Origin of the sequence: Methyloversatilis sp., assembly GCF_030696805.1 — a bacterium.
GTDB lineage: Bacteria > Pseudomonadota > Gammaproteobacteria > Burkholderiales > Rhodocyclaceae > Methyloversatilis.
On the sequence record NZ_JAUYRO010000091.1, the window covers coordinates 25557 to 39577 of the forward strand.

Annotated in this window: 12 protein-coding genes; 4 read left to right on the plus strand and 8 right to left on the minus strand. The window is 64.2% G+C overall.

All coding sequences use genetic code 11. From position 1 onward, the window contains the following. Positions 1–89: 89 nt before the first annotated feature. Genes phoU through Q8R75_RS14240 form a run of 4 tightly spaced genes read right to left on the minus strand, consistent with a single transcriptional unit; the run spans position 90 to position 3506 of the window. Entirely contained in the window at positions 90–791 is a 702-nt protein-coding gene (gene phoU / locus Q8R75_RS14225) for a phosphate signaling complex protein PhoU (RefSeq protein ID WP_069039396.1), read from the minus strand. A gap of 55 nt (positions 792–846) precedes the next feature. Next, positions 847–1518 (minus strand): ribose-5-phosphate isomerase RpiA, encoded by a 672-nt coding sequence (rpiA, locus tag Q8R75_RS14230; RefSeq protein WP_305613259.1) that lies wholly within the window; start codon positions 1516–1518, stop codon positions 847–849. A gap of 3 nt (positions 1519–1521) precedes the next feature. Further along, a complete protein-coding gene (locus Q8R75_RS14235) occupies positions 1522–2637 on the minus strand; it encodes a nucleotidyltransferase family protein (protein WP_305613260.1) in 1116 nt (371 codons plus the stop codon). Next, positions 2634–3506, minus strand: coding sequence for an HprK-related kinase A (locus tag Q8R75_RS14240; protein ID WP_336623626.1), 873 nt, complete (start codon positions 3504–3506; stop codon positions 2634–2636). The genes Q8R75_RS14235 and Q8R75_RS14240 overlap by 4 nt, the downstream gene beginning before the upstream one ends. A gap of 102 nt (positions 3507–3608) precedes the next feature. Between Q8R75_RS14240 and Q8R75_RS14245 the strand changes: the two genes are divergently transcribed. Then, positions 3609–3734: a hypothetical protein gene (locus tag Q8R75_RS14245; RefSeq protein ID WP_305613261.1), complete on the plus strand. Its 126-nt coding sequence runs from the start codon at positions 3609–3611 to the stop codon at positions 3732–3734. Here the strand turns inward: Q8R75_RS14245 and Q8R75_RS14250 are convergent. The 4 genes from Q8R75_RS14250 to aceE form a co-directional block, all read right to left on the minus strand. Continuing rightward, the gene (locus Q8R75_RS14250; RefSeq protein ID WP_305613262.1) at positions 3710–4540 is read right to left on the minus strand and encodes a hypothetical protein; all 831 of its coding nucleotides are present in this window, start codon (positions 4538–4540) and stop codon (positions 3710–3712) included. The genes Q8R75_RS14245 and Q8R75_RS14250 overlap by 25 nt on opposite strands. Positions 4541–4717: 177 nt before the next feature. After that, entirely contained in the window at positions 4718–6559 is a 1842-nt protein-coding gene (gene lpdA / locus Q8R75_RS14255; protein ID WP_305626405.1) for a dihydrolipoyl dehydrogenase, read from the minus strand. A gap of 10 nt (positions 6560–6569) precedes the next feature. Beyond that, positions 6570–7907, minus strand: a complete 1338-nt coding sequence (gene aceF / locus Q8R75_RS14260) for a dihydrolipoyllysine-residue acetyltransferase (protein ID WP_305613264.1) — start codon at positions 7905–7907, stop codon at positions 6570–6572. A 149-nt stretch (positions 7908–8056) separates the two neighbouring features. Next, positions 8057–10732, minus strand: a complete 2676-nt coding sequence (aceE, locus tag Q8R75_RS14265; RefSeq protein ID WP_305626407.1) for a pyruvate dehydrogenase (acetyl-transferring), homodimeric type — start codon at positions 10730–10732, stop codon at positions 8057–8059. A gap of 382 nt (positions 10733–11114) precedes the next feature. Between aceE and Q8R75_RS14270 the strand changes: the two genes are divergently transcribed. The 3 genes from Q8R75_RS14270 (at position 11115) to ribD (ending at position 13672) form a co-directional block, all read left to right on the plus strand. Then, the gene (locus Q8R75_RS14270; protein ID WP_305612685.1) at positions 11115–12011 is read left to right on the plus strand and encodes a flagellar brake protein; all 897 of its coding nucleotides are present in this window, start codon (positions 11115–11117) and stop codon (positions 12009–12011) included. An 86-nt stretch (positions 12012–12097) separates the two neighbouring features. Beyond that, positions 12098–12577: a transcriptional regulator NrdR gene (gene nrdR, locus Q8R75_RS14275; protein WP_305626409.1), complete on the plus strand. Its 480-nt coding sequence runs from the start codon at positions 12098–12100 to the stop codon at positions 12575–12577. Then, positions 12578–13672, plus strand: a complete 1095-nt coding sequence (gene ribD, locus Q8R75_RS14280; protein WP_305612682.1) for a bifunctional diaminohydroxyphosphoribosylaminopyrimidine deaminase/5-amino-6-(5-phosphoribosylamino)uracil reductase RibD — start codon at positions 12578–12580, stop codon at positions 13670–13672. Positions 13673–14021 lie beyond the last annotated feature (349 nt).

Below are 14021 nucleotides of genomic sequence, written 5' to 3' on the forward strand. Positions count from 1 at the left end.
AGCGTGTTTTGCCGTTGCGTCGATGCAGAAGGAGTAGCCCGTCAGCCCGGATTCAGGGCGTGCGGCGCGGCAGGCGCCGGCGCACACACTCAGTCCGCCGCCGCTGCTGCTTCCATGGCAGCCAGCCCGGCATGTCGTACGTCCGTCCCCTTGACCATGAATACGACGTACTGCGCCATGTTCTTGGAGTGGTCGCCGATGCGCTCGATCGCCTTGGCGATGAACAGCATGTCCAGCCCGCATGAAATCGTGCGCGGGTCTTCCATCATGAACGTGATCAGCTGGCGCATGATCGACTTGAATTCCGCGTCGACTTCCTTGTCCTGGCGCACGACTTCGGTGGCGCTGGCCAGATCCTGGCGGGCCAGCGCATCCAGGGTGCGGCGGAGCATGTCGACCGCCATCGATGCGGCGTGGCGCAGTTCGACGCGCGGCACGAAAATCGCGTCGGACTCGAGAATGTGCCGCCCCATCTTGGCTATCTTCTTCGCTTCGTCGCCCACGCGTTCCAGATCGGTGATGGTCTTGACCATCGACATGATCACCCGCAGGTCGCTGGCGGCCGGCTGACGCTTGGCAATCAGCTGATTGCAGGCCTCATCCAGCTCGATCTCCATCGCATTGACCCTTTTTTCGGTCGCGATGACCTCTTCAAGCAGCGGCAGGTTGCGTTCGATCACGCCGCGCATCGCGTGCTCGATCTGCTGTTCGATCAAACCGCCCATCTGCAGCAAGCCGGTACGCAGGCCTTCCAGTTCGTGGTCGTAGCGCTTGGAAATGTGCTCGCTCATGTCGGTGCGTTCCGGAAGGTGGTTTGAGGATGAGACTGCCTGTGAGCCAGAGTGTTCAGCCGCGCAGCGTTTTCACGCCATCGGGCGAGGATATCAGTGCAATGTCGGCGCGGCGACGGGCGAACAAGCCATTGGTCACCGTGCCGGTCAGGTGGTCCAGCTCGGTTTCGAGCGCGATCGGATCGGTGATGGACAGGCCGGATACGTCGATGATCAGGTTGCCGTTATCGGTCACGAAGCCTTCGCGCACCTTCGGCACACCGCCCAGACGGAGCAGCTCCCGCGACACCAGCGCAACGGCCATCGGAATGACTTCGATCGGCAGCGGGAAGCGTCCCATCACGTCGACGCACTTCGACGCGTCGGCGATGCATACGAAGCAGTCCGATGCCGCGGCCACGATCTTCTCGCGCGTCAGCGCGCCGCCGCCACCCTTGATCAGGTGCAGGCCGGGATCAATCTCGTCCGCACCGTCGACATAGACCGGAATGCGCCGTCCCGAGGCGATCGCCTCGTCGAGCGACAGTACGGTGACACCATGACCGCGCAGCCGGGCTGCCGACGCTTCCGAACTGGCGATTGCCCCGGCGACATTGACGCCTTCGGATGCCAGCAGGTCGATGAAGTGATTGGCGGTCGAACCGGTGCCCACGCCAAGCAGTTCGCCTTCCACCACATGCGCCAGTGCCGAACGGGCCACAGCCTTCTTCAGATCATCGTTGTTCATCGCTCATCTTGCGGAATCGGTTTCGGCTTCATTATCGGTCTTTTTAGTCAGTTTCATGACGGCTTTGCGGCTCAGGTGAACGACCAGCAGATGGGCCGGCATACGCAGCCAGTGACCGCGCAGATAAAGCAGGAACTGGCTGACGGGTGTCAGGGCATCCATGGCACTCTCGTGCTGGGGTGATAGCGCACGTGTGAACAAAGTGTCCAGTACCTTCAGATGCAACGGACCCGGAGCCATGCCCTGTAGCGCCGACGCTGTCACGGGCAGTATCTCGAGCGAAAGTATCCGCTCCAGATAACGGAAGGCAAGATAGATGGGGCGCGTCAGGCCGACGCCGGCTGCGCGCGCAAGCAGCTTTTGGTCGAAGCATGCGTCGCGGCTGCGGAATTCCGTGATCAGCGAGTAGAGGTCGAAAAGATCACGCAATCCGCTGTGAAACTCGCTTTCCAGAAACAGGTGTGTCGCACTGTGCAACACCATGTCCTGCGGTGAGAGTGTCATCAGCCGGCTGTCGGATGCAAGCGGTTCGGCTGCCGCGAGCATCGCCGACGAATCAGCAAGAATTCGCGACGTCAGCGGCGTCAGCGCGTGATGGATATCGAGCGTGGTGCCGCGACGAATGTGCGACATCGGCGGAATCTCATGCATCCACTGCCGATAGTAACGCTGGTCGTAGGCGTCACGATGCTGACTGACCCAACCATCCAGCATGAGCCCTGCTTCGACTTCTCCCAGCTTTTCGCGGGGCACCAGGATATCGATGTCGGAAAAGGTCCGTCCATGACCGGCCTCGAGACCGCGCAGGACGTACGCGCCGCCCTTCAGCACCACGATCCGGCTATCGACGGATTTCAGTGCGTCCAGTATCTGACGTATTTCATGACCCAGCGACAGATGCTGCTCCGCCACCAGCTGCGCGGCCGAGGCGAGGTGGAGCCACACCCGTTCCGGCACGTGATGCGTATGTCCGCTTCGGGAAATGACATGATGCAAAAGCCCGAGCAACTTCGACTTTCGGGCTTGCACGATGACGGTCTCCCACTGCCGCAAGGACATGTCAGCGGCACGCGCAGGGGCCACGAGCAATATGCAGAGCGGCAGTTTTATGGCGGTCATCGCGTCGCGCGCATGTCGGCGAGCGCATCGAAGCAGGCTATCGCTTCGTCAAGGATGCTGTACTCGAACTCGAAACATCCGCTTGCGGCTGCGGTGCTCGCCAGTGTGCGGAAGGCCTGCTCGCCGAGACGGTCGCTGTTGAACGAGTTGTCGGCAAGCGCAATCACGGTGCGCGCACGGGCCATCGGTGACAGACGCAGCGCACTGCCCGCCCGGTACTTCGGGAACGCGATCCAGCCGGGGCGCGCCCGGACGTGTGTATCAGCGAGTGCCGATGACGGTACCTTCATGTGCGCCACGTCGCCCTTGTGGGTATCGGCAAAAACAGGCCCGATGACGTCGGCGCCCGCATATTCACGCATGACGTCGATCGACCGGTTCTTCAGGCTGATCGGGCGCGGAAGAGGAATCAGTTCCAGGGTGTCCGGGGTGATCATGGCGAGCTCATCGGACAGCAGTCGCCAGCCGCGCGCAGTCAGGCCGGCGCACAGTGTACTTTTGCCGGAACCCGGCGGTGCCGGAAGAATGAGGGCGAAGCCGTTGCGCTCGACCACCGCAGCATGAATCAGTACGCAACGATGCATGTGCATCGCGATGCACCAGTTGAGGCCCCACTCGAAAAGCGGAAAGGCCTGATGTTCCGGCAGTGGCTTGAACGGACGCACACCATCGAGATCGAACGTGATCTGCGGATGGATCGGTCTGCGGAGAAATCCCGGCGGGATGAGCCTTACGGAAAAATCACAAAACCCGTCGGCCGGCTCAGGAGGGTTGTCCGCATAAAAAAAATCGAAAGCATGCCAGAACGCGGGCAAATCACATTGCACGCGTACCGAAAAGCTTCCGATTCTGATCTGGGAGTGTTTCAGGGGAACAACCTGCGGCGTGGATAGGTGGTCGGTCCACGCAGCTTAACGGCTTGCGACGCCCGCTGCTTACTGCTGCAGTACTTCCACGACAGCGAGTGTGCAATGCGCCGCGTCATAGACCACGGCTTCCGCTTCATCGGCAAACCGGGCTACAAGAAGACCTTCAGTTTCGATGAACTCTACCTGACCGGGCCGGTTGTCGCTTATCCCCACGTGGTGGTCAGGTAGTCCTGGATCTGACCTGCATCGAGACCTGTTCCCATCAACTGGTATTGCCCTGAGGTGCTCGTGCCTCCACCCGTGATCGCATCCCAGATCGCACGAAGCTGGGGGAGCGTGATCGGGTAGGTCGTCGGGTAGGCCTTTGCATTCAACACCGCCGCTGCAATATGGCGGGCGAACTGTCCGATCGGTTGTGGAAAGGCAGCCGCGTTATTGCCGTAGGCAACCAGTTCCCAAAGACTCGCCTGACGGGTTCCGTTGCCGCCGAGACCCGGTATGCCGGTCAGACCGACCGTCGTACCCAACGCAGAAGAGAGCGTTGTGCCGAGCGAACACGCGACAGTCGAGCCATTGACCGTGACCGTGCCGGACACCTTCCACTTCGAGGTGTCCTTGATTTCGGGGAAGGGCGGCGGGTTGGTGCTTGTGTAGATGCTCCAGCGGCTACCGACCTTTTGGCAGATTTTCGGCGCCGGCACCGGCCACTCGCTCGTGAAGCGACTGCACTGTTGCCAGAAGCCGGGTGACAAGCCGATCTTGCAGTTCGGTGTCGTTCCATCGTTCCGGCTTACGTTGCCCGACATCTGCCCGGACAGCGTGCATTGGTAGGGCGTTTCGAACGTGGATTTCGCCTGCCGCGCCATCAGCACGCCGCCTACCGCGAACCCGGCCTTGAGCAGGCTGCGGCGCAGTGCCGTCTCCTGCGGTGTCGGTAACGAAGCGTCGCGAGTGCGATCGATTTCCGATTTATTTTCCATTTGTTCGTTGCCCAATATGTTGTAACCGCCATGCGTGCCGGAGTCTATCGTCAAACATGGGACTCATGCCTGTGCCGACGATCACGTAACGCTACGGTATCGAACAGAGGGTATGCAAGAAACAGGCCGTCGAATGGCGCTTTGCCAACACTCTGTTTTTGAAAACTTAATTTAATCTTCGTCCCTTTTTCCCTGGGTTTTGTAAGAAAAGTCGACAAGCGCGCGCTGTAGTCATCGGGTCGATCGGGGTAAATCGGTGCAGCTTCCCTCCGCCACTTCAGCCGCCAGCCCGATGGATTCGCCGAGCGTCGGGTGCGGATGGATCGTGTGGCCGATGTCCACCGCGTCGGCGCCCATTTCGATCGCCAGCGTGATCTCTCCGATCATGTCGCCGGCCGACACACCCACGATGCCGCCGCCAGCGATGCGACCGGTTTCCGCGTCGAATATCAGCTTGGTGAAGCCCTCGTCGCGACCGTTGGCGATGGCGCGGCCGCTGGCGGCCCAGGGAAACTTGCCGACGGTCACCTTGCGGCCCTGTGCCTTGGCCTCGTCCTCGGTCAGACCGACCCAGGCGACTTCGGGGTCGGTGTAGGCGACCGACGGAATCACCGTGGCGTCGAATTGGCGCTTGTGGCCGGCAATCACCTCCGCCGCGACATGGCCTTCATGCACCGCCTTGTGCGCCAGCATGGGCTGACCGACGATGTCGCCGATGGCATGGATGTGCGCGACGTTGGTGCGCATCTGGCTGTCGACCGGGACGAAGCCGCGCTCGTCCACGCGCAGGCCGGCCGCTTCGGCGTTCAGCTTTCTCCCGTTCGGCGAGCGGCCGACCGCGACCAGCACGCGATCGTAAACCTGCGGCTCCGCCGGAGCCTTTGCACCTTCGAACGTCACCCGGATGCCGCCGACGGTGGCTTCGGCGCCGGTGACGCGGGTATTCAGCATGACGGCGTCGAAGCGGTGGTTGTTCTTCTTCTCCCACACCTTGGCCAGGTCGCGGTCAGCGCCCTGCATCAGGCCGCCGGTCATTTCGACCACATCGATGCGGGCACCCAGCGTCGAATACACGGTGGCCATTTCCAGCCCGATGATGCCGCCGCCGATCACCAGCATGCGCTTCGGGATGTCGGCCAGCAGCAGCGCACCGGTCGAATCGACCACGCGCGGGTCATCCGGCATGAAAGGCAGTTTCACGGCCTGACTGCCGGCGGCGACGATGCAGTGGCCGAACTTCAGCACCTTTTTCTCGCCGGTTTCCGCCCTGCCGTCACCGGAGGTGAGGGCGACCTCGACATGGTTCGCATCGATGAAGCGGGCGGTGCCGCGCACCACCTTCACCTTGCGCGCCTTGGCCATCCCGGACAGACCGCCGGTCAGTTTGCCGACCACCTTGTCCTTCCAGCCGAGCAGGGCGCCGAGGTCCACCTCGCGCGGGCCGAACTTGATGCCGTGGGCAGCGAGAGCTTCGGCTTCGTCGGCCACTGCCGCGACGTGCAGCAGCGCCTTGGACGGGATGCAGCCCACGTTCAGGCAGACGCCGCCCAGCGTGGCGTAGCGCTCGACGATGATCACGTCCAGACCGAGGTCGGCGGCGCGGAAGGCGGCCGAATAGCCACCGGGGCCACCGCCGAGCACCAGAACGGCGCAGCTTTCGTCGGCTCTGGCTGGAGCGCTGCCGGTGGCGGCAAGCGGGGCGGAGGCGGGGGCGGGGGCGGGATCAGCGACCGATCGCGGCGAGGACGCCGCTCCCACAGGAGCTTCCCCCACAGGAGCTTCCCCCACAGGAGCTGCCCCCACAGGGGCCGCTTCCGGCATCGCTCCAGCGGACGCCGCGGCCTCCATCGTCAACACGACGCTGCCTTCTGACACGCGGTCGCCCACCTTCACATTCAGTTCCACGATGCGGCCGGCCTGAGGCGCGGGGATGTCCATCGTCGCCTTGTCGGACTCGAGCGACATCAGCGGCGCGTCGGCCTCTACGGTGTCGCCCGGCTTCACCATGATTTCAATGATGGGTACGTCGTTGAAGTCGCCGATGTCGGGGATTTTTACAGTCAGTGTGCTCATGTCGGTCTCCTTACATCAGCGCGCGGCGCATGTCGGCGAGCAGCGCCGCGACATGGGCATTGAAGCGGGTGGCCGCCGCGCCGTCGACCACGCGGTGATCAGCCGTCAGAGACAGGGGAAGTATCAAGCGCGGCTGGAAGGCCGAGCCGTCCCACACCGGCTTCATCGTGGTGCGGCTGACGCCCAGGATGGCGACTTCCGGCGCGTTGATGATGGGCGCGAATCCGGTGCCGCCCAGACCGCCGACGCTGGAAATGGTGAAGCAGGCGCCCTGCATTTCCGCAGCAGACAGCTTTCCGTCGCGCGCTTTGGCCGCCAGTTCGCCGCATTCCGCCGCCAGTTGGGCCGCGCCCTTTTTGTCGGCGTCGCGGATGACCGGCACCATCAGCCCGCCCGGCGTGTCGGCAGCGAAACCGATGTGGCAGTACTGTTTCAGGATGAGCGCCGGTTCTTCGGCCTGCAGGTCAATCGAACTGTTGAAGTCAGGAAACTTCTTCAACGCCGAACACACCGCCTTGATGATGAACGCAAGCATGGTCAGCTTGACGCCGCCCTTGGCCTGTTCCGCGTTGATCTGCTGGCGGAAGGCTTCGAGGTCGGTGACGTCGGCGTCTTCGTGATAGGTCACTGCCGGGATCATGACCCAGTTGCGCGACAGGTTCGCCGCGCTCAGTTTGCGGATGCGCGACAGTGGCTTGCGTTCGATGTCGCCGAACTTCGTGAAATCAACCTTGGGCCAGGGCAGCAGATCCAGCCCGCTGCCGCCACCGGTCGCTGCCGGCGCGGCGGCCGGCGCTTGCAGCGCACCCTTGACGAAGGCGTTGATGTCCTCGCGCATGATCCGGTTCTTCGGACCGCTCGCCGCGACGCGGGAAAGATCAACTCCCAGTTCGCGGGCGTAGGCGCGTATCGACGGACTGGCATGTGCCTTGCTGCCGCCGAGCCGTTGTGCTGCGGCGTCGGCGGCAGCTGGCTTGGAATCGCCGGGCGTTGACTGGCCGGTCGCGGCCGGGGCGGCGGTCGCGACCGCCATCACCGGTGGTGGCGCAACCGGCTGCGCTGCCACGCCGGCCGTTGGAGCGGTCACCGACGCAGTGGCCGCCTCCGGCGCGCCCGCTTCCATCGTGCCGATGGTCGCGCCCTGCGACACGCGGTCGCCGACCTTGACGGTGATCTGGCCGATCACGCCGGCGGCCGGCGCCGGAATGTCCATCGTGGCCTTGTCGGATTCCAGCGTCACCAGCGGTGCGTCCAGTGCGACGCGGTCGCCCGGCTTCACCAGGACTTCGATGACCGGCACATCGGCGAAGTCGCCGATATCAGGTACTTCTATATTGATCGTGCTCATTCATGCCTCGCATTCGGGTGCAGCCGCCCTGTCCGGGCGGGAGGTGTTCGGGAAGGGCCCTGACGCTGACAAGCACCGAAAAATCGGTTGCTGGCGGTCAAGGTCGCGACCCGTCCACCGCGTTCATCTCGGGCAGGCCCTTTCTTCGCTCAGACATACAGCGGGTTGGGCTTGGTCACGTCCAGGTCGTAGCGCGCGATGGCCTCGGCCACCTTTGCGCGGTCCAGCGCGCCATCGTCCGCCAGCGCCTTCAGCGCCGCGACCGTCACCCAGTGTTTGTCCACCTCGAAATGCGCGCGCAGCGCCTCACGCGTGTCGGAACGCCCGAAACCGTCGGTACCCAGCACCACGTAGCGGCGCGGCACAAAGCCGCGGATCTGCTCGGCGAACAGGCGCACGTAGTCGGTTGCGGCGATCACCGGGCCGCGGGTGTCGCGCAGGCAGTGCTCGACGTGCGACATGCGCGGTGCTTCGAGCGGATTGAGCAAATTCCAGCGCGCGCAGTCGGTGCCGTTGCGCGCCAGCTCGGTGAAGCTGGGGCACGACCACAGATCAGCTTCGACGCCCCAGTCGCTGCGCAGCAGTTCCGCCGCGGCGATCACCTCGCGGAGGATGGTGCCGCTGCCGGTCAGCTGTACGCGCGGGCCGTTCGATGCCGCACCGCGGCGGAACAGGTACATGCCTTTCAGGATGTCCGCTTCGGCGCCGTCGGGCATCGCCGGATGCTCGTAGTTCTCGTTCATCACCGTCAGGTAATAGAACACGTCTTCCTGTTCGGCCATCATGCGGCGCAGGCCGTCCTGCACGATGACGGCGACTTCGTACGAGAAGGTCGGGTCGTAGCTGACGCAGTTCGGAATGGCCGCGGACAACAAATGCGAGTGGCCGTCTTCATGCTGCAGGCCCTCGCCGTTGAGCGTCGTGCGCCCGGCCGTGCCGCCGATCAGGAAGCCGCGCGAGCGCTGGTCGCCGGCCGCCCAGATCAGGTCGCCGACGCGCTGGAAGCCGAACATCGAATAGAACAGATAGATCGGTATCGTGGCCACGCCGTGCACCGAGTAGCTGGTCGCAGCGGCGATCCAGTCGCTCATGCCGCCCGCTTCGTTGATGCCTTCCTGCAGGATCTGGCCGGTTTTCGACTCCTTGTAGAACATCAGCTGGTCGGCGTCCTGCGGCACGTACTTCTGGCCCTCCTGATTCCAGATACCGATCTGCCGGAACATGCCTTCCATGCCGAAGGTGCGCGATTCATCGGGCACGATGGGCACCACTCGCTTGCCGACGTGCGGGTCGCGCAGCAGGATGTTCATGATGCGCACGAAAGCCATCGTGGTCGACAGTTCGCGCCCGTCGCCGGACGCCTTGAGCAAGGCGTCGAAGGCCGACAGCGGCGGCACCTCGAGCGGCTCGGCCTTGCTGCGGCGGCTCGGCAGGTAGCCGCCGAGCGCCATGCGCCGTTCGCGCATGTATTGCAGTTCCTTCGAACCTTCCGCGAACTTCAGGTAGGGCAGGTTTTCGATGTCGGCGTCGCTGATCGGCAGGTCGAAGCGGTCGCGGAAGCCGCGCAGCGATTCCAGGTCGACCTTCTTCTGCTGGTGCGAAATGTTCTGCGCCTCGCCCGAGCCGCCCATGCCGTAGCCCTTGATGGTCTTGGCCAGAATGACCGTCGGCTGGCCGGGGTGCTTGACCGCCGCGTCGTAGGCGGCGTACACCTTGTGCGGATCATGCCCGCCGCGGTTCAGGCGGAAAATGTCTTCGTTGCTCCAGTTGGCGACCATCGCTGCCAATTCCGGGTACTTGCCGAAGAACTGCTCGCGCACGTAGGCGCCGTCGCGCGCCTTCATGGTCTGGTACTCGCCGTCGACCACTTCCATCATGCGCTGGGCCAGCAGGCCGTTCCTGTCCTGTGCCAGCAGAGGATCCCAGTAGCCGCCCCACAGCAGCTTGATCACGTTCCAGCCGGCGCCGCGGAAATCGCCTTCCAGTTCCTGGATGATCTTGCCGTTGCCGCGCACCGGGCCGTCCAGGCGCTGCAGATTGCAATTGACGACGAACACCAGGTTGTCGAGCTTCTCGCGCGCCGCCATGGCGATTTCGCCCAGCGTTTCCGGTTCGTCGGTTTCGCCGTCGCCGATGAAGCACCACACCTTGCGGCCTTCGGTGTTGGCGATGCCGCGGTCCTGCAGATACTTCATGAAACGGGCCTGATAGATGGCCTGCAGCGGCCCGAGGCCCATCGACACCGTCGGGAACTGCCAGAAATCGGGCATCAGCCACGGATGCGGGTAGCTCGACAGGCCTTCGCCGCCGACTTCCTGGCGGTAGTTGTCGAGCTGTGACTCGCTGATGCGATCGAGCAGGAAGGCGCGGGCGTACACGCCAGGCGCCGAATGGCCCTGGAAGTAGATCAGGTCGCCGCCATGGGTCGGGCTCGGCGCACGCCAGAACCAGTTGAAACCCACGTCATACAGCGTCGCGCTCGACGCGAAGCTGGCGATGTGGCCGCCGACGTTGGTGTGCTTGTTGGCACGCAGCACCATCGCCATCGCATTCCAGCGGATGTAGTTGCGGATGCGGTGTTCGATTTCGTAGTCGCCGGGTGCCTGCACCTGCTTGCCGGCCGGGATGGAGTTGATGTACGCGGTGGTCGCCGAGTACGGCAGATTGATGCCGGCGCGTCGCGCCTGTTCGGTCAGCCGTTCGATCAGGTAATGCGCGCGGTGTTCGCCCGCGTGCTCGATCACGCCTTCAAGCGCGTCAAGCCATTCCTGGGTTTCGACAGCATCCGGGTCCGAGACCAGCAGGGGGTGGGGCAGTGCAGACACAGAACTTCTCCTCTTGTTTGATCGACCGTTCGATCAAATGCACTGCCGATGCACAACCCGACCGGGGCATGGAGCCCGTCCGGGGTGGTCAGCGTGCCGGGCGAAGAGAGGCTCGTCCGGGGCGCCTGTCCGTCTGCGCATGGGTGATGCAAGTGTCGACAGCTCTGAAGCGGCAGCGGGTGGCTGCCATGGCAGCGCCGTACGCAGGGATCGCCCGCGTCAGCGTGCCCGCATTATGGGACACGCCCGGGACCCGCGACCAGTCGTGGATAACCGAAACGCCACACCGGGAACAAGGCGCGTCAGGAATGCTTCCCGGTGACATCAAGTTTTGCTGCGAGGTGTCGATAGGTTTGCAGACCATCCATTTCCGGAGTGACAGATGATTCCTGTTCGAAAGTCAGACGTCGCGATCGGCAGACCATTGCCGTATTCACTGTACGACCAGAACAACAAGCTGCTGCTGAAAGCCGGCGTGATCGTGCAGACGCAGAACCAGCTTGACGTGCTGAGCGAACGCGGCCTTTACCGGGACAAGGTCAACACCAGCCTGCCGTCGGTCACGGCGCGCGCCGGCCAGGAAAACGAGTCCAGACGAGAGGGCGAGAAAGCCGGCGTACAGCTCGAACTGGAAGACATCCGCCTGCAGATCGGCGACATCTTCCAGCTTCAGGGTACCGGCGACGACGCGCAGCGCTACACGGTCCGGCTGCTCGGCTATTCCAAGGGCCGCAGCGTCATGGTGACTGCACCGATGGTCGAGGGCAGCTATGCGATCGTGAAGCAGGACGCCGCGTTTGTCGTCCGGCTGTTTTCCGGCAAGAGCGTGTACGCCTTTTCAGCGCATGTACTGAAGATGGCGAACACCCCTTTCCCCTACCTGCACCTGAGCTATCCGAAGAAGGTCAGCGGCATGCGTGTGCGTCAGGCGCAGCGGGCAGCGGTCCGGATCATTGCCGCGGTAACCGACGCCACCGGCACTGCGCACGCGGCGACGCTGATCGACATCAGCAAGGGTGGCGCGCTGCTGGCAGGCAAGTCGGCGCTGGGCGCAACCGGCAGCCCATTCACCTGCAAGTTTCGCCTGCAGTTCGACGACATCGACCAATTCGTGCAGATAGGCGGCGTCATCCGTTCGGTCACGCACGCCAGCGACCCGGAAGGAGAGCAGGCCATCCTGAACCACGGCGTTGAATTCACCGATATTCCCGAGCAGGACCGGCTGGCGCTGACGGCTTTCGTCTACAACAGGATCATCGCGCTCAGCGAAGGCAGCTGATCAGCAGGGGTCGCATGGCTTCGTGCAGGGTGCCGTAGCGTCCTGTCAGGCGTACCATCGCCGCGGATCAAGCACGGAGCACTCCGATGAAATGTCCCTTCTGCAGTTCGCCCGACACCCAGGTCGTCGAAACCCGTGAAAGCGAGGACGGCGACATCATCCGCCGCCGCCGTCGCTGTGCCGCCTGTGACAAGCGCTTCACGACCTATGAGCGGGTCGACCTGAAGATGCCGCAGGTGGTGAAGAAGGACGGCCGGCGCGCCGAGTACGACCGCGAAAAGCTGCGCGCCAGCATGATGCTGGCGCTGCGCAAGCGACCGGTCACCACCGAATCGGTCGATCTGGCGATGGATCGCATCGAGGAGCGCCTGCTCACCATGGGCGTGCGCGAACTGGCGACCGACCGGCTGGGCGAACTGGTGATGCGCGAACTGAAGAAGCTCGACAAGATCGGCTACATCCGTTTCGCCAGCGTGTATCGCAATTTCGAGGACGTCGACGAGTTTTCGGAAGTGGTGCGCGAAGTCACCAAACCGACCCGAGCGCCGCGCAAGGCGGCGACCTGAATGGCGGGCGACGCACACCACATGGCGCGTGCGCTGCAGCTGGCGGCGCGCGGCCTGAACACGACGACGCCGAACCCGCGCGTCGGCTGCGTCATCGCGCGCGACGGACAGGTCGTCGGCGAGGGCTGGCATGTCAGGGCGGGCGAGCCGCACGCCGAAGTGCACGCGTTGCAATCCGCCGGTAATGCGGCGCGCGGTGCCACGGCCTACGTAACGCTCGAGCCGTGCAGCCATCACGGCCGTACGCCACCGTGCGCCGACGCGCTGATCAGGGCCGGTGTGGCGCGCGTGGTGGCCGCCATGCCGGACCCGAATCCGCTGGTCGCCGGTCAGGGGCTGGCCCGGCTGGCCGCCGCCGGCATCGCGACGACCTGTGGCGTACTGGAGCAGGAGGCGCGCGAACTGAATATCGGCTTCGTGTCGCGCATGACACGCGGCCGCCCCTGGGTCAGGCTGAAAACGGCCTCCACACTTGATGGCGTCACCGCACTCGACAACGGCATCAGCCAGTGGATCACCGGCCCGGCGGCGCGGCGCGACGGCCACCGCTGGCGCGCCCGCGCCTGTGCCGTTTTGTCCGGTATCGGCACCGTGCAGGAAGACAACCCGTCGCTGACCGTGCGCGAGGTGCCTGCGGAGCGTCAGCCGCTGCGTGTCATCGTCGACGCCCGGCTGGCGCTGTCACCCGCGGCGAAGCTGTTCGCCGACATCGACCGCGCGCCCCTGCTGGTGGTGTGCGCATCCGATGATGTGCCGAACGCCCGCGCGCTTCGCAATGCCGGTGCCGAGCTGCTTGCGCTGCCGAACGACGGCGGCAAGGTCGATCTGCCAGCCCTGCTGCAGGCCCTCGGCGCGCGTGGCATCAACGAACTGCACGCCGAATCCGGTCACAAGCTCAACGGGTCGCTGATGCGCGAAGGCTGCGTCGATGAATTGCTGATGTATGTCGCGCCGACCGTACTCGGCCGCGGTATGGGTTTGTTCAACCTCGGCCCGTTCGACACGCTGGATCAGCGCCTCGATGTCGATATCCGCGACATCCGGGCCGTGGGGCGCGACTGGCGCGTCCTGGCGCGGTTGAGATCGTCGAAGTAGGAGCGCACCCCGTCCGCGATGGGCACGTTGATCATGCGATATCACTTGTCCGGAGACGGGAATCGCCCGCGAAGCCGGCCGGCCATGCACGGCCGGCCGTGGAAGGCTCCTGCGAAAACCGCGACGGGTGTAGCCCTTCGTAGGAGCGGACCCTGTCCGCGATGCGAGCGTGGCTCATGCACCGTCACGTGTTCGAAGACCGGAATCGCCTGCAGGGCAGGCTCCTACGAAAACTGCGACGGTGTTGCTTTTCGTAGGAGCGGACCCTGTCCGCGATGCGAGCGTGGCTCATGCACCGTCACGTGTTCGAAGACCGGGATCGCCTGCGGGGCAGGCTCCTACGAAAACT